The organism is Caulobacter sp. SL161 (genome assembly GCF_026672375.1).
In the GTDB taxonomy this organism is placed as follows: Bacteria; Pseudomonadota; Alphaproteobacteria; order Caulobacterales; family Caulobacteraceae; genus Caulobacter.
In genome coordinates this window covers 597,416-617,447 of the sequence record NZ_JAPPRA010000001.1, presented here as the reverse complement: position 1 = coordinate 617,447, position 20,032 = coordinate 597,416, and the positions used below count along the sequence as shown (strand labels likewise).

Sequence of the window (20,032 nt, the reverse complement as noted above, 5' to 3'; positions counted from 1 at the left end):
CAGACGGAGGCTCCGCCGTGGATCGACTCGAAAAGGCCTGTATCGAAAAAGGCATGCGCATGACCGACCAGCGTCGGGTCATCGCGCGCGTGCTGTCGTCGGCCGAGGACCATCCGGACGTCGAGGAGCTGCACCGCCGCGCCCACGCCATCGATCCGCACATCTCGATCGCCACGGTCTACCGCACGGTGCGTCTGTTCGAGGAAAGCGGCATCATCGAGCGTCACGACTTCCGCGACGGCCGCTCGCGCTATGAGCAGAGCCCGGATCATCACCACGACCACCTGATCGACATGAAGACCGGCAAGGTCGTCGAGTTCGTCGACGAAGAGATCGAGGCCCTGCAGCACGCGATCGCCAAGAAGCTCGGCTACAAGCTGGTGGACCACCGCCTCGAGCTCTACGGGATGCCGCTGGAGGAGTAAGGGAGCAATCCTCTCCCCGAGGGGAGAGGTGTCGGCATAGCCGACGGAGAGGGAAGTTCAGCCGAACTTCCCGCCCGCTTCCCCCTCCGATCGCTTCGCGATCACCTCCCCCACGAGGGGGAGGATCGTCCCGCCGCCCTTGCGGAACGGGCCTCTCGCCCCCATAACCTCGCCGCATGAGCGAGACCCCGCAAAAGCGCCTCTTCATCAAGACCTATGGCTGTCAGATGAACGTCTATGACAGCGAGCGCATGGCCGATGTCCTGCGCCCGCTGGGCTATGGCGTCGTCGACGAGCCCGAGGGCGCGGACCTGGTGGTGCTGAACACCTGCCACATCCGCGAGAAGGCCACCGAGAAGGTCTATTCCGAACTCGGCTACATCAAGCAGATGAAGGACCGGAAGGCCGAGGCCGGCGGTCGCATGACCATCGCCGTGGCCGGGTGCGTCGCCCAGGCCGAGGGCAAGGAGATCATGAACCGCCAGAAGGCGGTCGATCTGGTCGTCGGTCCGCAGGCCTATCACCAGCTGCCCGAGCTGATCGCCCGCGCCCACCGCGCGACCGGCGAACGCCTGGCCGCCGACTTCGCCGCCGACGAGAAGTTCGACGCCCTGCCGGCCGAGCGCCACGTGACCGGCGTCACCGCGTTCCTGACGGTGCAGGAAGGCTGCGACAAGTTCTGCACCTTCTGCGTGGTGCCCTACACGCGCGGCGGCGAATGGTCGCGGCCGGTGAACGACATCGTCGAGGAGGCCAAGCGCCTGGCCGGCCAGGGCGTTCGCGAAGTCACGCTTCTGGGCCAAAACGTCAACGCCTATGACGGCGATGGTTCGACCCTGGCCAAGCTGGTCCGCCAGCTGGCCAGGATCGATGGCCTGGACCGCATCCGCTATACGACCAGCCACCCGCGCGACATGGGCGATGATCTGATCGAGGCCCACGGCGAGTTGCCCGAGCTGATGCCCTATCTGCACCTGCCGGTGCAGGCGGGCAGCGACAAGATCCTCAAGGCCATGAACCGCGACCATACGGCCGAAAGCTATGTGAAGCTGATCGAGAAGATCCGCGCCGCGCGGCCCGATATCGCCATGAGCGGCGACTTCATCGTCGGCTTCCCCGGCGAGCGCGACGGCGACTTCGAAAAGACGCTGGAGCTGGTCCGCGAGGTCGGCTTCGCCTCGGCCTTCTCGTTCAAGTATTCGCGCCGTCCCGGCACGCCGGCCTCGGCCATGCCCGGCCAGGTGGACGAAGCGGTCAAGGCCGAGCGGCTGGAGCGCCTGAACCAGCTCCTCGACGAGCAGCAGCGCGCCTTCAACGCCAGCCAGGTCGGCAAGGTGCTGCCGGTGCTGTTCGAGAAGGCGGGCCGCCACCCGGGCCAGATCGTCGGCCGCAGCCCCTATCTACAGGCCGTCCACGCCGAGGGCGGCGAGCAGCTGATCGGGACGATCGTTCCCGTCCATATCGAGAGCGCCGCCAAGATGAGCCTGGCGGGCCGGCTCGAACCCGTTCTGGAGACCGCTTGAGCCGCACCCCTGAGTTCCTGCCGCTGTCCGACGACGCGGTCCACGCCGTCTCTGGTCCCGGCGGCCGTCACGCGGCCCTGATCGAAGACGCCTTCAAGGTGCTGATCGAGACGCCGGGCGGCGGCGTCACCCTCACCGGCGACGCGCGCGGCCGCACCAGCGCCAAGCGCGCTTTGCAGACCCTGGCGGCCCGCGCTGACGCCGGCGACGAGGTGGTCGAGGCCGACGTGCGGATCGCCATCGGCGGCGCCCACGAGACCAGCGGCCAGGCCTCGCCCCGCGCGGTGCGCAAGGGCAATGTCTCGCCCAAGACCAAGAGCCAGGCCCAGTACCTGGAGAGGATGGCGAGCCATCCGCTGGTCTTTGGCCTGGGTCCCGCCGGCACCGGCAAGACCTTCCTGGCCGTGGCCCATGGCGCGGGCATGCTGATGCGCGGTGAGGTCGATCGCCTGATCGTCACCCGCCCCGCCGTCGAGGCCGGCGAAAAACTCGGCTTCCTGCCGGGCGACCTGAACGAGAAGGTTGATCCCTATATGGCGCCGGTCTGGGAGGCCCTGACCGACATCATGGGCGCCGACCAGCTGCGCCGCCGTCGCGAGAAGCTGGAGATCGAGGTCGCCCCGATCGCCTTCATGCGCGGCCGCACCCTCGCCCACGCCTTCGTCATCGTCGACGAGGCCCAGAACTGCTCGCGCCTGCAGATGAAGATGGTGCTGACCCGCATCGGCGAAGGCGCCCGCATGGTGGTCACCGGCGACCCGACCCAGGTCGACCTGCTGAACCCGCGCGACTCCGGCCTGGCCCACGCCGTGTCGATCCTGGAAGGCGTCGAGGGGGTGGCGGTGTCGCGCTTCACCGCCTCCGACGTCGTGCGCCACCCGCTCGTCGAACGCATCGTCAAGGCCTATGACGCGGACGCGGCGCAGAGTACTCCCCGCTAGATGACCATCACCGTAGATATCGAGATCGAGGACGAGGCCTGGACCAAGGCGGCCGAGGACGCCGAGGCCCTGGTCTGGCGCGCCGCCCAGGCCGTGCTGGACGCCCATGAGGACATCGAAGGCCAGGGGATCGTGATCCTGCTGACCGACGATGACAGCGTCCAGGCCCTGAACCGCGAGTTCCGCCAGAAGGACTATGCGACCAACGTCCTGTCCTTCCCGTCCCCGCCCAATCCGGAAGGGCAGATCGGCGATATCGCCTTGGCCTATGGCGTCTGCGCGCGCGAAGCGGCCGAACAGGGCAAGCCGCTGGCCCACCATCTGCAACATCTGGTGGCGCATGGCGTGCTTCATCTCCTAGGATATGACCACGAGCGCGACGACGAGGCGGAAGCCATGGAGGCGCTCGAACGCGAAATCCTGGCGGGTCTGGACGTTCCCGACCCCTATGCCAGCGATGAAGAGGGACGCTGACCAGGGCCATGCCCAGCGACGAGCCTAGTCAACAGCCCGCCGCCCGACGAAGCCGGGGCGTGCGGGCGTTCTTCCGACGTATGCGCAGGCGACTGATGGGCGGCGACCAGCCCCCTCGCCCGCCCGAAACCGCCGCGTCCGCCGCTGCGGTCGACCTAGTGGATCAGGCCGAAGCCTTCCAGAGCCTGCGGGTCGCCGATGTCATGACACCCCGCGCCGACATCGTCGCCGTCGAGCTCTCGACCCCGTTCGAAGCGGTGGCCGCCCAGTTCGCCGAAGCCGAGCACTCTCGGATGCCGATCTATCGCGAGACCCTCGACGACCCCGTCGGCGTCATCCACGTCAAGGACGTGTTCCGCCTTCTCGCCGACGAGGCCAAACGCCCTGCGCCGAGCGACCTGATCCTGAACAAGCTGCGCCGCGACGCATTGTACGTGCCGGCCTCCATGAAGGCCGCCGACCTTCTGCTCCGCATGCGCACCAGCCGCATCCACATGGCGCTGGTCATCGACGAGTTCGGCGGCACAGACGGTCTGGTGTCGATGGAAGACCTGATCGAAGCGGTCGTCGGCGAGATCGACGACGAGCATGACGACGCCACCGCCGTCGCGGTCGTGGCGCGTCCGGGCGGGATCTTCGACGCCGACGCCCGGGCGCCGCTTGAGGAGCTGGAGGCGGCGCTGAGCCACGACCTGGCGCCGCCGGACATGGACGAGGATATCGACACCGTCGCGGGCCTGGTCGTCGCCCTGGCCGGCCGTGTGCCCCAGCGGGGCGAGGTGATCGCCCATCCCGATGGTTTCGAGTTCGAAGTGGTCGAGGCCGACCCCCGTCGGGTTCGACGCGTTCGGGTTCGCGGCGGTCCTTCCCGATTGGCGGAACTCGCGCTGGACGGCGCCCAGCCGGACATAGAGCGCTCGTGATCGCCTGGACGCGGTTCCGCGAACGGCCCTGGAGCGGTCCGGCCCTGGCGCTGATCGCCGGTCTGGCGGCGGCGCTGGCCCATCCGCCCTTCGGCGTGCTGCCCGGCCTTCTGGGCTATGCGGGCCTGCTGCATCTGCTGGACAACGCCGACGTCCAGCGTCCGCTCCGATCGGCGTTCTGGCGGGGATGGCTGGCGGGCGTTGGCTATTTTGGGCTCGGCACCTGGTGGGTCGGCGAGGCCTTTCTGGTCGACGCCGCGACCCACGGCTGGATGGCCCCCTTCGCCGTGACCGGCATGGCGGCCGGACTCGCCCTGTTCTGGGGCCTGGCCGCCCTGCTCTATCGGGCGCTGCGGCCCGCGAGCGCCTGGCGCGTCCTGACCTTCGCCGGGGCGTTCGCCGCTCTGGAATGGATGCGCGGCCATGTCCTGACGGGCTTTCCCTGGAATCTTCCCGGCGAAACCTGGAAGGCCGGATCGGCGCCGTCGCAACTGGCCGCGCTGGTGGGCGCCTATGGCCTGACCTGGATCACCCTGGCCATCGCCGGCGCGCCTGCCCTGTGGCGGCAGGGCCGTGGCGGACGCGCCGCGACGGGCTTGGCCGTGGCCAGCCTGATCGGTCTCTATGGCTATGGCGCAATCGCTCTGTCTCGCCCTCTGTCCCCGAGCGGTCCCACCACGGTGCGCATCGTCCAGGCGGACATCAAGCAGGACCTCAAATGGGACGCCGAGCGCTTCGCCCAGATCGTTCAAGCCTATGTGTCACTGACCGCGACACCCTACGCCGCAAAGCCCGCCGATATCGTGATCTGGCCCGAAGGCGCCCTGCCGGCGGCGGTCAATGACTATCTCGCGCCCGGAACCTGGGTGCGACAAGCCATTGTCGACAGCCTGGCGCCCGGCCAGCTGCTTCTGATCGGCGGCTATCGCTATGAAGGGGCCGGGCCTCATCCGACCTACTACAACAGCCTGGTGGCCCTTCGCCGGACCGACGCGGATCTCGAGCTCGTCGGGATCTATGACAAGCACCGCCTGGTGCCGTTCGGCGAATACCTGCCCGCTGACCGCTTTCTGACAGTGATCGGCTTCAAGAGCCTGGCGCGACTGTCCGACAACTTCACGACCGGCCCCACGCCCGCCCCGCTGCGGATTTCTCCTGACCTGCTGGTCCAGCCGCTGATCTGCTACGAAAGCCTGTTTCCGGGCCTGGCCAAGCCCGATCCGAATGTCCGCGCCCTGATCAATGTCTCGAACGACGCCTGGTTCGGCGTGACCTCAGGGCCCCCGCAGCATCTGAACCTGGCGAGCTACCGCGCGATCGAAAGCGCCAGGCCCATCCTGCGCGCGACCCCGACCGGCATCAGCGCGGTGGTCGACGCGCGCGGTCGTATCGTGCCGGGAGCGTCGCTCGGCCTAGGAGAAAGCGGTGTCATTGACGCGCAAATACCAGGAATGGGTCAGGTTACGCCCTACGACAACTTCGGTGACGTGGCCTTTCTGGCGCTTATACTCATATCGGGGGTTGTATCGGCGCGTGTCCGGATAGGAAAAATCTCTTCCTCTATTGCGCCTAAGCGAAAGCTGAGCTGAACTAAAACCTAGATTTTAGATTCTGGCGTGGGCATGCGCGAGTCGTCGGACACTGAACGCCACCCCAATCCCGTCGACCTGCATGTTGGCGCCCGCATTCGCATGCGCCGCCGAATCCTGGGCGTCAGCCAGGAACGGCTGGCCGAGGATCTGGGTCTGACCTTCCAGCAAGTTCAGAAATACGAGCGCGGCGCCAATCGCGTCAGCGCCAGCAAGCTCTACGAAATCGCCAGAAGCCTGCAGTCGCCGGTCGACTATTTCTTTGAAGGCCTGGAGGACACCACGGGCGGCGGAATGGCCGAGCGGGGCGAGCCCTTCGTGCATGACTTTCTGATGACCCCCGAGGGCCTGGAACTGGCGACGCTGTTCCCAAAAGTCAGTCGGCAGAAGGTTCGGCGCCGAATCCTGGAGCTGGTGCGGTCCATGGCGGCCGAGGACGCGGCGGCAGGCGTCGACGACTGAGGCGACTGTTAGATAAGCTCGCCTTGCTCGCATAAACATATCTTTATATGATTCCCGTCTAACTGGACGCTGACTGGGCGTGTGCGCCCGCGCGTGTCTTCATGACCGGAGCTGTCTCTTGAGCCGTTCGTCCTACATCTTCACCAGCGAGAGCGTTTCCGAGGGGCATCCCGACAAGGTCGCCGATCGAATCAGCGATACCGTCGTCGACGCCTTCCTCTCGGTGGATCCCGAGGCGCGCGTCGCCTGCGAGACCCTGGTGACCACCAATCGCGTCGTACTGGCCGGTGAGGTTCGCGCCGGCAAACCGGATGGCGACAAGAAGGCCAACAAGCAGCTGACCAAGGACATCCTCGGCTCGCTGGAGCCGAAGGTTCGCGCCGCCATCAAGGACATCGGCTACGAGCAGAAGGGCTTCCACTGGCAGAAGGCGAAGTATTCGAACTTCCTGCACGGCCAGTCCGCCCACATCGCCCAGGGCGTGGACGCCACCGACAAGAAGGACGAAGGCGCCGGCGACCAGGGCATCATGTTCGGCTACGCCAGCACCGAGACCCCGGAGCTGATGCCCGCGACGCTGCAGTACAGCCACAACATCCTGAAGCGCCTGGCCGAGCTGCGTCACAGTGGCGCGCTCTCCGAGCTGGAGCCGGACGCCAAGAGCCAAGTGACGCTGGAATACGATGGCAATGGCCGCCCGCAGCGCGTGGTCTCGATCGTCGTGTCGCACCAGCACAAGAAGAAGATCGACGGCAAGGCCGCGACCTCCAAGCGCGTGCTGGAGCTGATCAAGCCGCACATCCTGCCGATCTTCCCGGACGGCCTGATCACCAAGAAGACCCAGTGGCTGGTCAATCCGACCGGCCGCTTCGAGATCGGCGGCCCGGACGGCGACGCAGGCCTGACCGGCCGCAAGATCATCGTCGACACCTACGGCGGCGCGGCCCCCCACGGCGGCGGCGCCTTCTCGGGCAAGGACCCGACCAAGGTCGACCGTTCGGCCGCCTATGCCTGCCGCTATCTGGCCAAGAACGTCGTCGCGGCGGGTCTGGCCGACCGCTGCACGATCCAGATCGCCTATGCGATCGGCGTGGCCCAGCCGGTCTCGTTCCACGTTGATCTGCACGGTACGGGCAAGGTGGATCCGGCGGTGCTGGAAAAGACCCTGCCGCAGCTGATCGGCGGCGCGACCCCGCGCGCGATCCGCGAGCACCTGCAGCTGAACCGTCCGATCTACGCCCGCACCGCAGCCTACGGTCACTTCGGCCGCACGCCTGACAACGAAGGCGGCTTCTCGTGGGAGAAGACCGATCTGGTGGGCGACCTGAAAGGCCTGGCGTAAGCTATCCGCCTTCGTCTTCGAGACGGGCTCCGATCCTAGCGGGTCGGAGCCCGTTTTCATTTCGGCTTCAACCCTCTAAGACGCGCGCCATGACCACCCCGCAACAACCTCACGGACCACTGCGCTCGTTCGGCCGGCTGAAATCGCGCCCGGTGAAGCCGCGCCAGCAGGCCCTGCTCGATACGCTGCTGCCGGAAATCGCCGTTCCGACCGGCCCGTTCCAGCCACTGGACCTGATGCCCGAGGCCAACACCGTGTGGCTGGAGATCGGCTTTGGCGGCGGCGAGCACATGGCGAGCCAGGCCGGCCGCAATCCCGAGACCCTGGTGATTGGCGCCGAGCCCTTCGTAAACGGGGTGGCCTCCGCCGTGCGTCATGTCGAGGAGCAGGCGCTCAAGAACGTCCGCATCCACGAGGGCGACGCCCGCGACGTGGTGGACTGGCTGCCGGACACCTGCCTGGATCGCGTGTTCATCATGTTCCCCGACCCCTGGCACAAGGCGCGTCACAACAAGCGCCGCCTGATCCAGCCGGAGTTCGTGGCCAAGCTGGCCCGCGTCATGAAGTCAGGCGCGGCCCTGCGCTTCGCCACGGATTGGGCGGACTACGCGGAGTGGACGACCGAGCGGGTTCTGGCTGATCCAGGCTTCCGCTTCGCCGATGAGGCGGCGGACCGCAACGCGATCCCGGCCGATCACGTGACCACGCGCTACGAGGAAAAGAAGCTGGGCGACTGCGCGCCGGTGTTTCTGGACTTTGTCAGGGTCTGATCCCGCTACCCCCGGCCCTAAGGCCCCTTCTCCGAGAGACCGGCTGGCCCTAGACTCCGCGCCGAGCGCTCGACTTTACGCGTGATTTCAGGGGCGACCATGTTCTGGGTGGAAGAGCATTACGCTGGCATACTCGTGGTCAGCGGTCTTCTGACCCTGACCATGCTGCAGTTTGCACTGGCGCCCAGCCGGTCTCAGCATTCGACCTTCGGCGAAGCGCTGGAGGGGCCGCTGGCGAACATCATTGTTCGCGGTTGGGGCCTGCTGATCGCCTTGATCGGGGGAGGTCTCGTCTGGGCGGCCTTCCATCCGGAAACCCGGACACTGGCGGTCGCCTTCGCCGTCATCAGCAAGGCCTTCTTCATCGGATCGCTGATCGCCCAGGGGCGTCGCTATCTGAAGGGCTTCGCACGCGTCGCCATCTTGATCGACGCGGTCGTCATCGCGCTACTGGTGACCGGCCTCTGGGCCGGCCACCAGAGCTGATCGAACTCAGTAGCTCTCGTTGTAACGCTTGATCGCCGTGCGGATGATCTCGGCGGTTTCATCCGGATCGGCCCAGCCGCTGATCTTCGTCGACTTGCCCTTTTCCAGGTCCTTGTAGTGCTGGAAGAAGTGGGCGATCTGCTCGGTCAGGATGGTGGGCAGGTCGCGCCAGCTGGTCACGCCCGTGTAGAACGGGTGCAGCTTGTCGACCGGCACGGCCAGGATCTTCTCATCCGAGCCGGCTTCGTCGACCATCATCAGGGTGCCGATCGGGCGGCAGCGGATGATCGCGCCCGGCACCACCGGGGTCGGACCCACCACCATGATGTCGGCGGGGTCGCCGTCGTCGGCCAGGGTGTGCGGGATGAAACCGTAGTTGGCCGGATAGAACATCGCCGTGTGCAGGAAACGGTCGACCATCAGGGCGCCGCTTTCCTTGTCGATCTCGTACTTCACCGGCTCGCCGCCCTGCGGGATCTCGATGATGGCGTTCAGGTCGTACGGCGGGTTCACGCCGACGGCGATCTTGGACAGGTCCATTTTGACTCTTTATCAGATGCGGCCCTTGGGGAGCGGCCTGCGCGGCTGGGCTTATAGGCCCAAAATGCTGCGGCGCGGAAGACGACTCCGGAGATTTCCCCGCCATGAGTCGACAACGGCCGGCAATTCGCCTACAAAGCGTCCTACATCGTCCGTTAGCGCTAGATGGCGCTTTCGAGCGGCGGCCCGAAAGGCTGCCGCTTTTTGTTTGGCCGAACGGTCTCAGCGCCGCCGGCCCAGAACTTGAGTTGAGAGACCGTGCGCGGGAAGACGCAGGAAGACCGTGACCTGATCGAGATGCTCGATCCCGTGGCCGAGAGCCTCGGCTACGAGATTGTTCGCCTGCGCCTGATGGGCGGGACCGAGCAACGCCGCCTGCAGATCATGGCCGAGCACCCGCTGCTGGAAGATGGCTCGGGCGGCGACATGAACGTCGAGGATTGCGCCAAGTTGTCGCGCGCCGTCTCCGAAGTGCTCGACGCGGCCGATCCGATCGCCGGCGAATATACCCTGGAGGTCTCCAGCCCCGGCATCGACCGGCCGCTGACCCGCCTGAAGGATTTTGACGACTATGCCGGCCTGGAGGCCCGCATCGAGCTTGATCGCGTGGCCGAGGGCCGCAAGCGCTTCAAGGGTGAGCTCGCCGGGGTTGAGGACGACCAGGTGGGCCTGAACATCGAGGGCGAGGACGACGTCACCGTCTACTTCCCTTTCGCGTGGGTCATCGACGCCAAGCTCGTCATGACCGACGCCCTGATGGAGCGGGGGGCCAAGCAACGGGCCGCCCGCCTCGAATCCGAAAACGAAGACCTGTCCGAAAGTGAAGAGGACTGACCATGGCCATCGGCATCGCCGCCAACCGGCTTGAACTCCTGCAGATCGCCGACGCGGTCGCCCGCGAAAAGGGCATCGAGAAGGAAGTCGTCATCGAGGCCATCGAGGACGCGCTGCAGAAAGCCGCCCGCGCCCGCTACGGCGCCGAGCACGACATCCGCGTCAAGATCGACCCCAAGACGGGCGAGACGACCCAGAAGCGCGTGATCGAGGTCGTGTCCGACGACGCGGAGCTGGAAGGCGAGATCGGCAAGATGCCGTTCTCGATCGCCAAGCGCACCTGGCGCGACGCCGAGATCGGCAAGGTCTACGAAGAAGTCCTGCCGCCGTTCGAGATCGGTCGCGTCCAGACCCAGATGGCCCGCCAGGTCGTCATGCATAAGGTCCGCGAGGCCGAGCGCGAGCGTCAGTACGACGAGTACAAGGATCGCGTCGGCGAGATCGTCAACGGCAGCGTCAAGCGCGTCGAGTACGGCAACGTGATCGTGGATCTGGGCCGTGGCGAAGGCATCATGCGCCGCGACCAGTCGATCCCGCGCGAGAACTTCAATGTCGGCGACCGCATCCGCGCCTACATCTACGACGTCCGTCGCGAGACCAAGGGCCCGCAGATCATGCTGAGCCGCGCGCACGGCGGCTTCATGGCCAAGCTGTTCGCCCAGGAAGTGCCGGAAGTCTATGACGGCGTCATCGAGATCCGCGCTGTCGCGCGGGACCCCGGTTCGCGCGCCAAGATGGCCGTCATCTCGAACGACGGCTCGATCGACCCGGTCGGCGCGTGCGTCGGTATGCGTGGTTCGCGCGTGCAGGCGGTCGTCGCCGAGCTGCAAGGCGAGAAGATCGACATCATCCAGTGGTCGGAAGACGAAGCCACCTTCATCGTCAACGCCCTGGCCCCGGCCGAAGTCTCCAAGGTCGTCATGGACGAGGAAGACGAGCGCGTCGAAGTGGTGGTGCCGGACGAACAACTGTCGCTGGCCATCGGCCGCCGCGGCCAGAACGTCCGTCTGGCCTCGCAGCTGACCGGCTGGCAGATCGACATCATGACCGAAAGCCAGGAGAGCGAGCGTCGTCAGCGCGAGTTCGCCGAGCGCACGGCCCTGTTCCAGGAAGCCCTGGACGTCGACGAGGTCATCGCCCAGCTGCTGGTCACCGAAGGCTTCGCCGCGGTGGAAGACGTCGCCTATGTCGAGCCGCATGAAATCGCCACGATCGAGGGCTTCGACGAAGAAACCGCCGAGGAGCTGCAAACCCGCGCTCGCGAGTTCCTCGAAAAGGAAGCCGCCGAGCTGGACGCCAAGCGCAAAGCCCTGGGCGTCGAAGACGAACTGCTGACCATCGAGGGCGTGACCCTGGCCATGGCCGTGGCCCTGGGCGAAGGCGACGTGAAGTCGATCGAAGACCTCGCTGGTCTGGTGCCTGACGACATGCGCGGCTGGTTCGAGAACAAGGGCGGCGAGCGCGTGCGCGAGCCGGGCATCCTGGAAAGCTTCAACCTGTCGCCCGAGGACGCCGAGGCGCTGATCATGCGCGCCCGTATCGCCATGGGCTGGGTCGAAGCGCCGCCGGAGCCCGAGCCGGAACCGGAGTTCGAGGAAGAGTCCTCGGCCGAAGGCGACGTCGCCGCTGAAGCTGAAGAAGAGGCCTAAGCCCTTCGGAGCGGTGTTTGACGGCCTCGCGGAAACCTCCGCGGGGCCGTTCGCGCTCCCAGAAGGTCCCACAGGATCATGACCGAAGCCGCTGCGCCCAAGACCCACGCCGAAGCCAATCGCCTGCGCAAGGACATCGTCCTGGGCGAAGCGACGGACGAAGCGCGCCTGATCCGCTTCGTGGCGGGTCCGGACGGGACGGTGGTTCCGGATCTGGCGCGAAAGCTACCGGGACGCGGGATCTGGGTCGGAGCGGATCGGGACTCGATCACGACCGCCGCCAAGAAGGGCCTCTTCTCGCGGGCCGCCAAGACCAAGCTGACCGCGCCGGCGGACCTCGCCGACCAGGTCGAGGCGCTCTTGGCCCGCCGGGTCCTTGAGGGCCTGGGTCTTGCGCGCAAGGCCGGGAGCATTATTTCGGGCTTCGAGAAGGTGGTCGCCGCCCTGGGAACCGGCAAGGTGGCCTGGCTGATCGAGGCCTCTGACGGCGCCGAAGACGGTCGCCGAAAGGTTCTTTCAGCCGCGCGCAGGGCCGCCAACACGCCCCGCCTGCTGGGCGCCTTCAATTCGAACGAATTGGGTTTGGCCTTGGGCGGGGAGAATGTGATACACACAGCGCTTCTCGCCGGGCGCGGGATCGATCGCTGGGCACTGGATGTCGAGCGTCTGTCCGGTTTCCGCCCGCTTCTGCCTCCCGAATGGTCGGCGAACGGACGCGAGGACGACTAGGGATATTCGCCTTTGGCGGTTCCTGGGCACAGACGGCGGGCCTGTCCGCCTGGTCGGTTCGCCGGCCTTGGCAGGCGCTAGAGCTTTTCCCTCTCACCGGACCGTCCGGTGGGATGGGAAAGCTCTAGAATCTTTGAGTGAGCCCAGGTGTTCGGCCGGGCTCGTGAGCGAAGGGTCGGGGAAACGGCTTCCTTATGGAGGTACGTCCGGGCCCCTTTCTCACATGGAACGAACGGTTTTTTAGCCGGGTACCGCCCGGCGGAAGTACAAGCGAGCGCATGAGCGACGAGAACGAAAACGGCCGACCCGGCGGACGCACCCCGATGACCCTGAAGCCCCGTCAGGGCTCAGTGAGCGCTGGGGTCGTGAAGCAGAGCTTCAGCCACGGCCGGACCAAGACGGTGGTGGTGGAAACCAAGCGGACGCGGACCCACGCGCCCGCATCCGGCAATCTTGCCGCGCCGTCCTCGGCCGAGCGTCGCCATGGCGAAGCCCCCGCGCCGCGTCCGGCGCCGCCGCAAGGCGGCGGTGGCGGTTCGGCCGGCGGTCTGTCGCAGGAAGAACTGCGCGCCCGTCAGCGCGTCGTCGACGCCGCGCGTGAAGCTCAAGCCCGCCAGGCGGCCGAACAGGCCGCCGCCGAGGCCCGTGCTCGCGCCGCTCAGGAAGCGGCTCAGCGTGAAGCCGCCGCCAAGGCCGCAGCCGAACGCGCCGCCGCCGCGCCGCCGCCCGTCGCGCAAGCGCCGGCAGCGCCCGTGACGCCGCCGCCGGCCGCTCCGCAGGCCCCGCGTCCCGTCGCTCAGGCCCCGGTCGCGCCCTCTGCGCCGCGCCAGGACGCCCCCCGTCAGGACACGCGCGCCGCGGCCCCCGGCCAGACTCGCACCTACGAGCCGAGCCGCGACCGTCGCGACGATCGTCCGAGCACGACGACCTATCGCCCGGCCCCGCAGGGCGATCGTCCGTTCAATCAACGCGCCCCGCGTCCCGACGCCAACGCCAACTTCGGTCAACGGGCTCCCCGTCCGGAAGGCGATCGTCCGCGCGGTCCGCGTCCCGACGGCGACCGTCCGCAAGGCGATCGCGGCGGCTATCGTGGAGACCGCCCGCAGGGTGACCGTCCGCAAGGCGACCGCCCGCAACAGACCGTGCGTTACTCGGCCCTGGCTCCGCGCCCGGCGCCCGGCGCCCGTGGTCCTGGCGGCCCGCCGCGCGGTCCGCGTCCCGGCGTTCCCGCCGCGGCTCCGGCCACCCCGGAAATCCAGCGCGCCACCCGTTCGGCGCCCCGCCCCGGCGGCGGCGCCATGGATCGCCGTCCGGACGAGGATGATGATCGTCGCAAGAACGCCGCGCCGAACAAGGCCGTCTCCCGCGTCAAGGGCGCGCCGCAGCGCCGCGAAGGCCGTCTGACCATCCAGGCCGTGGCCGGTGACGGGGATTCCGCCGACCGGATGCGCTCGCTCGCCTCGGTTCGCCGGGCCCGTGAACGCGAAAAGGAAAAGCGTCGCGGTGGCGCGGTCGAACAGGCCCGCGTGGCCCGTGAAGTCGTCATCCCCGACGTCATCACCGTGCAGGAGCTGTCCAACCGGATGGCCGTGCGCGGCGTCGACATCATCAAGTTCCTGATGCGTCAGGGCGTGATGCTGAAGATCAACGACGTCATCGACAATGACACCGCCGAACTGGTGGCCACCGAGTTTGGTCACACCGTCAAGCGCGTGTCGGAAGCCGACGTTGAAGAAGGCTTCATCGGCGCGGACGATCACGACGATCACATGGAGCTGCGGCCCCCGGTCGTCACGATCATGGGTCACGTTGACCACGGCAAGACCAGCCTGCTCGACGCCCTGCGCTCCACCGACGTGGCGGCGGGCGAAGCCGGCGGCATCACCCAGCACATCGGCGCCTATCAGGTTCGCCTGAAGGACGGCCAGCGCGTGACGTTCCTCGACACGCCCGGCCACGCCGCGTTCTCGTCGATGCGCGCCCGCGGCGCCAACATCACCGATATCGTGGTGCTGGTCGTGGCCGGCGACGACGGCGTGATGCCCCAGACGATCGAGGCGATCAAACACGCCAAGGCCGCCGAGGTGCCGATCATCGTCGCCGTCAACAAGATGGATAAGCCCGGCTCGGATCCGACCCGCGTGGTCAACGAGCTGCTGCAGCACGAGATCGTCGTCGAAAGCCTGGGTGGCGACACCCAGCTGATCGAGGTTTCGGCCAAGGCCCGCACGGGCCTGGACAACCTGCTGGAAGCCATCCTGCTGCAGGCAGAAGTGCTGGACCTGAAGGCCAACCCCGACCGCAGCGCCGACGGCGTGGTGATCGAGGCCAAGCTCGACAAGGGTCGCGGCGCCGTCTCGACGGTGCTGGTCAACCGCGGCACGCTGAAGCGCGGCGACATCGTCGTGGCCGGCAGCCAGTGGGGCAAGGTCCGCGCGCTCCTGAACGAGCGCAACGAGCAACTGCAGGAAGCGGGCCCGGCCACCCCGGTCGAGATCCTCGGCCTGGACGGCGTGCCCTCGCCGGGCGACGCGTTCGCCGTGGTCGAGAACGAAGCCCGCGCCCGCGAGCTGACCGAGTACCGCATCCGCCTGAAGCGTGAGAAGTCGATGGCCCCGGTGGGCGCCGGCGCTTCGATGGCCGACATGATGGCCAAGCTGCAGGACAAGAAGCTGAAAGAGCTGCCGCTGGTCATCAAGGCCGACGTGCAGGGTTCGGCCGAAGCGATCATCGGTTCGCTGGACAAGATGGCCACCGACGAGGTTCGCGCGCGGATCATCCTGTCGGGCGCCGGCGCGATCAGCGAAAGCGACGTCATGCTGGCCAAGGGCGCCGGCGCGCCGGTCATCGGCTTCAACGTCCGCGCCTCGGCGCAGGCGCGGGCCCTGGCTGAACGCGAAGGGGTCGAGATCCGCTACTACGCGATCATCTACGACCTGCTGGACGACATCAAAGGCGTGCTCTCGGGCATGCTGGCCCCGATCCAGCGCGAAACCTTCCTCGGCAACGCCGAGGTCCTGCAGGCCTTCGATATCTCGAAGATCGGCAAGGTCGCCGGCTGTAAGGTCACCGAAGGCGTGGTCCGCAAGGGCGCCAAGGTCCGGATTATCCGTCAGGACATCGTCGTTCTGGAACTGGGCACCCTGCAGACGCTCAAGCGCTTCAAGGACGAGGTCAACGAAGTCCCCGTCGGTCAGGAGTGCGGCATGATGTTCGCGGGCTTCCAGGACATCAAGGTCGGCGACACGATCGAGTGCTTCACCGTCGAAGAGATCAAGCGCCAGCTCGACTAGGAGCTTCGCGAGATCGGAAGATCAGGGCGCGGGTCGAAAGGCCTGCGCCCTTTTTCGTTGCTGAAAAGCGAGACTGGAAATCGCCCTAATCTGTGGCTACGCCTTGCGGATGCGCCTGAAAGCCATCCTCGTCCTGACCGCTGTCGCCGCCTCTCTGAGCGCCTGCGCGACCGTCGACCGCCTCGACGCCGGCGGCGATGTCCACGACCTGCTGGTCGCCATCCGCGACAATGACCGCGCCACGTTCGACGCCCATGTCGACCGCCGCGCCCTCAAGGGCCAGATCGAGGCGCGGCTGATGGCGGAGGCCCGCCAGCGCGCCGGTCAGAACGATGGCGTCATCGCCCTGGCCGCCATCGCCGCCATCGCCGCCGGCCCGCTGGCCCACGCGGCCGGCGAAGCCCTGATCCGCCCCGAGACGTTCCGCGCAGCCGCCAACTATTACGGCTACACGCCCGACCGCCCGATCCCGGGTCGCGTGGCGATCGCCGCCGCCTTGCGCCCCACCGGCGATGGCCGCGTCTGCGCCGCCCGCAAGGACGGCCCCTGCCTCCTGACCTTCACCCGCGAGGGCGATCGCTGGCGGCTGTCGGGCTTTGACGCCTCGGCGGCCAATCTGCGCGGCAAGTGATGCGTCGATCGATCGTCCGGAGCGCGGTCATCGCGGTGGCGATGATCGGCGCCATGGCCTCCACCGCCCACGCCGAGACGAGGATGTTCTCGTACGACCCGATCTCGACCGACGCCAAGCGGCTGACCGGTGCGGGCGTCACCATCCTGTTCAAGGATGGCCTGCTGGGCGCCAGTCGGCCGCTCAAGGTGCTGGCCACCGGCGTGCCCGCCCAGGCGATGCTGAAACCCGCGCGATCAAAGGACATTGGCCCCGGCGGCCTGTCGGCGATGAGCGGCGTCGACGCCAACGCCGCCCTCTACGCGGTCGACACCTCGGCGGCGCAGGGCAAGATCTATCTGCGCGCCTTCTGCCCGGGCTCCACGCGGCTTTGGCTGTCCTTCAGCCCCATCGCCGTGCGTCGCGACATGCGGATCCAGGCCTTCGGGGATGATCCCAAGGCGTCGGGTCAGGCGCGCCTGTGCGGAACGCTCGACTTCTCCTATCGCGGCGAGTGGCGGTTGCCGGACAACCGCACCCCCGATCCGATGTCGGACTGGACCGACAACCCTCAGCGGCCGGATGTCTCCAACTAGATCTCTCGCCAGCCACGCGGGCAGGGTCTAGCCTCGTCGGAAAAGCAGAGGGGGACGAGATGGCTGACGACAAGCTGCTGGCGGGCTTTGAGCGCTTCGACTTCGACGACGGCCGCTGGTCCCGCGAGGTCTACAAGATCGGTTCAGGCCCTGCGGTCATTGTCATCCACGAAGTTCCCGGCCTGCATCCCGGTGTCCTGGCCTTCGCCCGCGACCTGGCGCAGGCGGGCCTGACCGCCTATTGCCCGAGCCTGTTCGGCAAGCCGGGCAAGAAGGTCTCTCGTGGCTATGCGATCGGCGAAATCCTCAAGAACATCTGCGTGCGCCGCGAATTCAGCGTCTGGAAGGACGGCCGCTCAAGCCCGATCGTCGACTGGCTGCGCGCCCTGGCCCGCAAGGCCCATGACGCGTGCGGCGGCAAGGGTGTCGGCGCGGTCGGCATGTGCTTCACGGGCGGCTTTGCGCTCGCGATGATGACCGAGCCCTCGGTCGTGGCGCCGGTTCTGTCGCAACCCTCCCTGCCGTTTAAAGACAGGGGCGGCCTGGACTGTTCGGCGTCGGAGATCACCTGCGCCAAGAAGCGGTTCCAGGACGAGAACCTGTCACTGATCGCCATGCGCTTCACCTCTGACAAGCTGGTGCCCGACGCCCGCATCGCCCGCCTGAAGGCCGAGTTCGGCGACAAGGTCGAGGTGGTGGAGCTGGCCGACGAAGACGCCGCGCCGGGCCAGCCGATGTCCCCCCACTCTGTGCTGACCCTGCACCTGCATCGTTCGGTCCCGACGAGCGGCAGCATGAAGGCGCGGGACAAGGTGATCGCGTTCTTCAAGGAGAGGACGGGGGGTTAGGCTGGACTTTCGGGCGTTACGCGCCTAGACACCGCGCCTTCCGATTTTCCCCGCGCACCGGCGTTCGATCCGCCGGCCGGGCCGCAAGGACCTCCGCGCCATGAAGCGCCAATCTGACCCCAAGAAGGGGGCCCTGAGCGGCCCCTCGCAACGCCAGCTCCGCGCCGGCGAACTGATCCGTCACGCCCTCGTGGAGATCCTCCGCGAGGAGGAGCTGCAGGACGAGGCGCTGCACAACATCTCGGTCACCGTCTCCGAAGTGCGGATGAGCCCGGACCTGAAGCACGCCATCTGCTTTGTCGAACCGCTAGGCGCGGGCCTGACCGGCCAGGATACGACGGACATCATCAAGGGCCTGAACCGGGTGTCGAAGTTCCTGCGCGGGCGCCTCGGCCGCAGCATCGACATGAAGTTCACGCCGGACCTGAAGTTCATCCACGACGAGAGCTTCGGCACGGCCGCCTATATGGACAAGCTGTTCCTGGATCCGCGCGTCCAGCAGGACACCCGCCGCCTGTCCGACGTGGTCGACGACGAAGACGAGGCCTGAGCATGGCCCGCCGCAAGAAGGGCGACGCTGTCTCGGGCTGGCTGTGCCTGGACAAGCCTTACGACCTGACCTCGACCACGGCCGTCTCCCGCGTGCGTCGCGCGTTCAACGCCCAGAAGGGCGGCCACGCCGGCACGCTGGACCCGCTGGCCACCGGCATCCTGCCGATCGCCCTGGGCGAAGCGACCAAGACTGTTCCGTTCCTGATGGACGCCGACAAGGCCTATCGCTTCACCATCGCCTGGGGCCGCGACACAACGACGCTGGACCGCGAAGGCGAGACCACCGCGACCTCGGACGTGCGCCCGACGCGGGAGCAGGTTGAGGCGGCCTTGCCGGCCTTCATCGGCGAGGTCGATCAGGTTCCGCCCAACTTCTCGGCCATCAAGGTCGACGGCGAGCGGGCCTATGATCTGGCGCGCGACGGCGTCGAGTTCGAACTGCCGACCCGCAAGGTAAGCATCTTCGACCTCAAGGTGATCGATCAGCCGGACGCCGATCACGTGACGCTCACGATGGAATGCGGCAAGGGCACCTATGTCCGCGCCGTGGTCCGCGACCTGGCCAAGGCGCTGGGAACCTGCGGTCACGTGGCCGATCTTCGCCGTACGCGGGTGGGCGGCTTCTCCGAGGCCTCGGCGATAGCGCTGGAAACTCTGGAGAATTTGAGCTATGAGGCCCGGCTGTCGGAGGCATTGCTTCCGGTCGAGACCGCGCTGGACGACATCCCGGCGTTGGCCGTGACCGACGAAGACGCCTTCCGGCTTGCACAGGGACGCGCCATCGTCCTGCTTCCGCGTCAAGTGGAAACGTTGAAAGCCGAGCTTCCGCCCGGCGATCGCACCGTTTCCGCCATGTCCGGCGACAGGTTGGTGGCCCTGTGCGAGATGCGCGCTGGGAAGCTCAATCCCGTGCGGGTCTTCCAACTCACCTGAGCGGAGACAACCCGATGTCGATCACTCTCGAGCGCAAGGCCGCTCTTATCGCCGAACACGCCCGTAGCACGGGTGACACCGGCAGCGCCGAAGTCCAGGTCGCGATCCTCTCCGAGCGTATCGCCAACCTGACCGAGCACTTCAAGACGCACAAGAAGGACAACCACAGCCGTCGTGGCCTGCTGAAGCTGGTTTCCCAGCGTCGCCGGCTTCTCGACCACCTGAAGAAGTCCGACGCCGCTCGCTACCAGTCCCTGATCGAAAAGCTGGGCCTGCGTCGCTAAGGCATCAAGATCCGCCGCCCCGCTCAGGCAGGGCGGCGGATCGCGTATTTGGGGCCCGGCGGCCGAGATAGGCCGGACGTCAGGCCTCCTGCGGATAGCTCGTTCAACCGGGTCATCCGACTGTCCGAGGGTTCACGTCCTCAAACCCGCCTGTCACACTGGATGAGGATCATCGGGCCGGCTTCCGTTAGCCGTCCGCCCCTGTCCGCCCCGACGGGAATCCGCCCGC

21 protein-coding genes are annotated in these 20,032 nt (G+C 67.2%); 20 read left to right on the top strand and 1 reads right to left on the bottom strand.

The features are described 5' to 3' along the window. Positions 1-17: 17 nt before the first annotated feature. The 10 genes from OVA11_RS03215 (at position 18) to OVA11_RS03170 (ending at position 8,935) form a co-directional block, all read left to right on the top strand. Positions 18-425 carry a Fur family transcriptional regulator gene (locus tag OVA11_RS03215; RefSeq protein WP_268066143.1) on the top strand — a complete coding sequence of 136 codons (408 nt, stop codon included), beginning with the start codon at positions 18-20 and terminating at the stop codon, positions 423-425. 176 nt (positions 426-601) lie between these two features. After that, entirely contained in the window at positions 602-1,948 is a 1,347-nt protein-coding gene (gene miaB, locus OVA11_RS03210) for a tRNA (N6-isopentenyl adenosine(37)-C2)-methylthiotransferase MiaB (protein ID WP_268066142.1), read from the top strand. Beyond that, positions 1,945-2,889: a PhoH family protein gene (locus OVA11_RS03205; protein WP_268066141.1), complete on the top strand. Its 945-nt coding sequence runs from the start codon at positions 1,945-1,947 to the stop codon at positions 2,887-2,889. The genes miaB and OVA11_RS03205 overlap by 4 nt, the downstream gene beginning before the upstream one ends. Positions 2,890-2,907: 18 nt before the next feature. Then, positions 2,908-3,363: an rRNA maturation RNase YbeY gene (ybeY, locus tag OVA11_RS03200; protein ID WP_164468261.1), complete on the top strand. Its 456-nt coding sequence runs from the start codon at positions 2,908-2,910 to the stop codon at positions 3,361-3,363. Positions 3,364-3,371: 8 nt separating this feature from the next. Continuing rightward, a complete protein-coding gene (locus OVA11_RS03195) occupies positions 3,372-4,286 on the top strand; it encodes a hemolysin family protein (protein WP_268066140.1) in 915 nt (304 codons plus the stop codon). Continuing rightward, the gene (gene lnt, locus OVA11_RS03190) at positions 4,283-5,875 is read left to right on the top strand and encodes an apolipoprotein N-acyltransferase (RefSeq protein ID WP_268066139.1); all 1,593 of its coding nucleotides are present in this window, start codon (positions 4,283-4,285) and stop codon (positions 5,873-5,875) included. The genes OVA11_RS03195 and lnt overlap by 4 nt, the downstream gene beginning before the upstream one ends. A gap of 27 nt (positions 5,876-5,902) precedes the next feature. Continuing rightward, positions 5,903-6,337, top strand: coding sequence for a helix-turn-helix domain-containing protein (locus OVA11_RS03185; protein WP_268066138.1), 435 nt, complete (start codon positions 5,903-5,905; stop codon positions 6,335-6,337). Positions 6,338-6,455: 118 nt separating this feature from the next. Beyond that, the gene (metK, locus tag OVA11_RS03180; RefSeq protein ID WP_268066137.1) at positions 6,456-7,679 is read left to right on the top strand and encodes a methionine adenosyltransferase; all 1,224 of its coding nucleotides are present in this window, start codon (positions 6,456-6,458) and stop codon (positions 7,677-7,679) included. A gap of 89 nt (positions 7,680-7,768) precedes the next feature. Then, positions 7,769-8,449 (top strand): tRNA (guanosine(46)-N7)-methyltransferase TrmB, encoded by a 681-nt coding sequence (gene trmB, locus OVA11_RS03175; protein WP_268066136.1) that lies wholly within the window; start codon positions 7,769-7,771, stop codon positions 8,447-8,449. A gap of 99 nt (positions 8,450-8,548) precedes the next feature. Continuing rightward, complete coding sequence (locus OVA11_RS03170; protein ID WP_268066135.1) at positions 8,549-8,935, top strand: hypothetical protein; 387 nt, start codon at positions 8,549-8,551, stop codon at positions 8,933-8,935. A gap of 6 nt (positions 8,936-8,941) precedes the next feature. Here the strand turns inward: OVA11_RS03170 and ppa are convergent, their stop codons facing one another. Next, the gene (gene ppa / locus OVA11_RS03165; protein ID WP_010917937.1) at positions 8,942-9,475 is read right to left on the bottom strand and encodes an inorganic diphosphatase; all 534 of its coding nucleotides are present in this window, start codon (positions 9,473-9,475) and stop codon (positions 8,942-8,944) included. Positions 9,476-9,733: 258 nt separating this feature from the next. Here ppa and rimP point away from each other — a divergent pair, with 258 nt between their 5' ends. The 10 genes from rimP to rpsO all read left to right on the top strand — a co-directional run bounded on the left by rimP (position 9,734) and on the right by rpsO (position 19,803). After that, positions 9,734-10,309 carry a ribosome maturation factor RimP gene (gene rimP / locus OVA11_RS03160; RefSeq protein ID WP_268066133.1) on the top strand — a complete coding sequence of 192 codons (576 nt, stop codon included), beginning with the start codon at positions 9,734-9,736 and terminating at the stop codon, positions 10,307-10,309. Positions 10,310-10,311: 2 nt separating this feature from the next. Further along, positions 10,312-11,958, top strand: coding sequence for a transcription termination factor NusA (gene nusA, locus OVA11_RS03155; protein ID WP_268066131.1), 1,647 nt, complete (start codon positions 10,312-10,314; stop codon positions 11,956-11,958). A 78-nt stretch (positions 11,959-12,036) separates the two neighbouring features. Continuing rightward, positions 12,037-12,687: an RNA-binding protein gene (locus OVA11_RS03150; RefSeq protein ID WP_268066129.1), complete on the top strand. Its 651-nt coding sequence runs from the start codon at positions 12,037-12,039 to the stop codon at positions 12,685-12,687. A gap of 278 nt (positions 12,688-12,965) precedes the next feature. Continuing rightward, positions 12,966-15,980, top strand: a complete 3,015-nt coding sequence (gene infB, locus OVA11_RS03145; RefSeq protein WP_268066127.1) for a translation initiation factor IF-2 — start codon at positions 12,966-12,968, stop codon at positions 15,978-15,980. A gap of 103 nt (positions 15,981-16,083) precedes the next feature. After that, entirely contained in the window at positions 16,084-16,611 is a 528-nt protein-coding gene (locus OVA11_RS03140; protein ID WP_268066125.1) for a DUF2939 domain-containing protein, read from the top strand. Further along, positions 16,611-17,186: a hypothetical protein gene (locus tag OVA11_RS03135; protein ID WP_268066123.1), complete on the top strand. Its 576-nt coding sequence runs from the start codon at positions 16,611-16,613 to the stop codon at positions 17,184-17,186. Before OVA11_RS03140 ends, OVA11_RS03135 begins: the two co-directional genes overlap by 1 nt. A 59-nt stretch (positions 17,187-17,245) precedes the next feature. Further along, a complete protein-coding gene (locus tag OVA11_RS03130; RefSeq protein ID WP_268066121.1) occupies positions 17,246-18,034 on the top strand; it encodes a dienelactone hydrolase family protein in 789 nt (262 codons plus the stop codon). Between the two features lie 100 nt (positions 18,035-18,134). After that, positions 18,135-18,584, top strand: coding sequence for a 30S ribosome-binding factor RbfA (rbfA, locus tag OVA11_RS03125; RefSeq protein WP_268066119.1), 450 nt, complete (start codon positions 18,135-18,137; stop codon positions 18,582-18,584). Between the two features lie 2 nt (positions 18,585-18,586). Further along, positions 18,587-19,519, top strand: coding sequence for a tRNA pseudouridine(55) synthase TruB (gene truB, locus OVA11_RS03120; RefSeq protein ID WP_268066117.1), 933 nt, complete (start codon positions 18,587-18,589; stop codon positions 19,517-19,519). Positions 19,520-19,533: 14 nt separating this feature from the next. Then, entirely contained in the window at positions 19,534-19,803 is a 270-nt protein-coding gene (gene rpsO / locus OVA11_RS03115) for a 30S ribosomal protein S15 (RefSeq protein WP_010917925.1), read from the top strand. Positions 19,804-20,032: the final 229 nt, after the last annotated feature.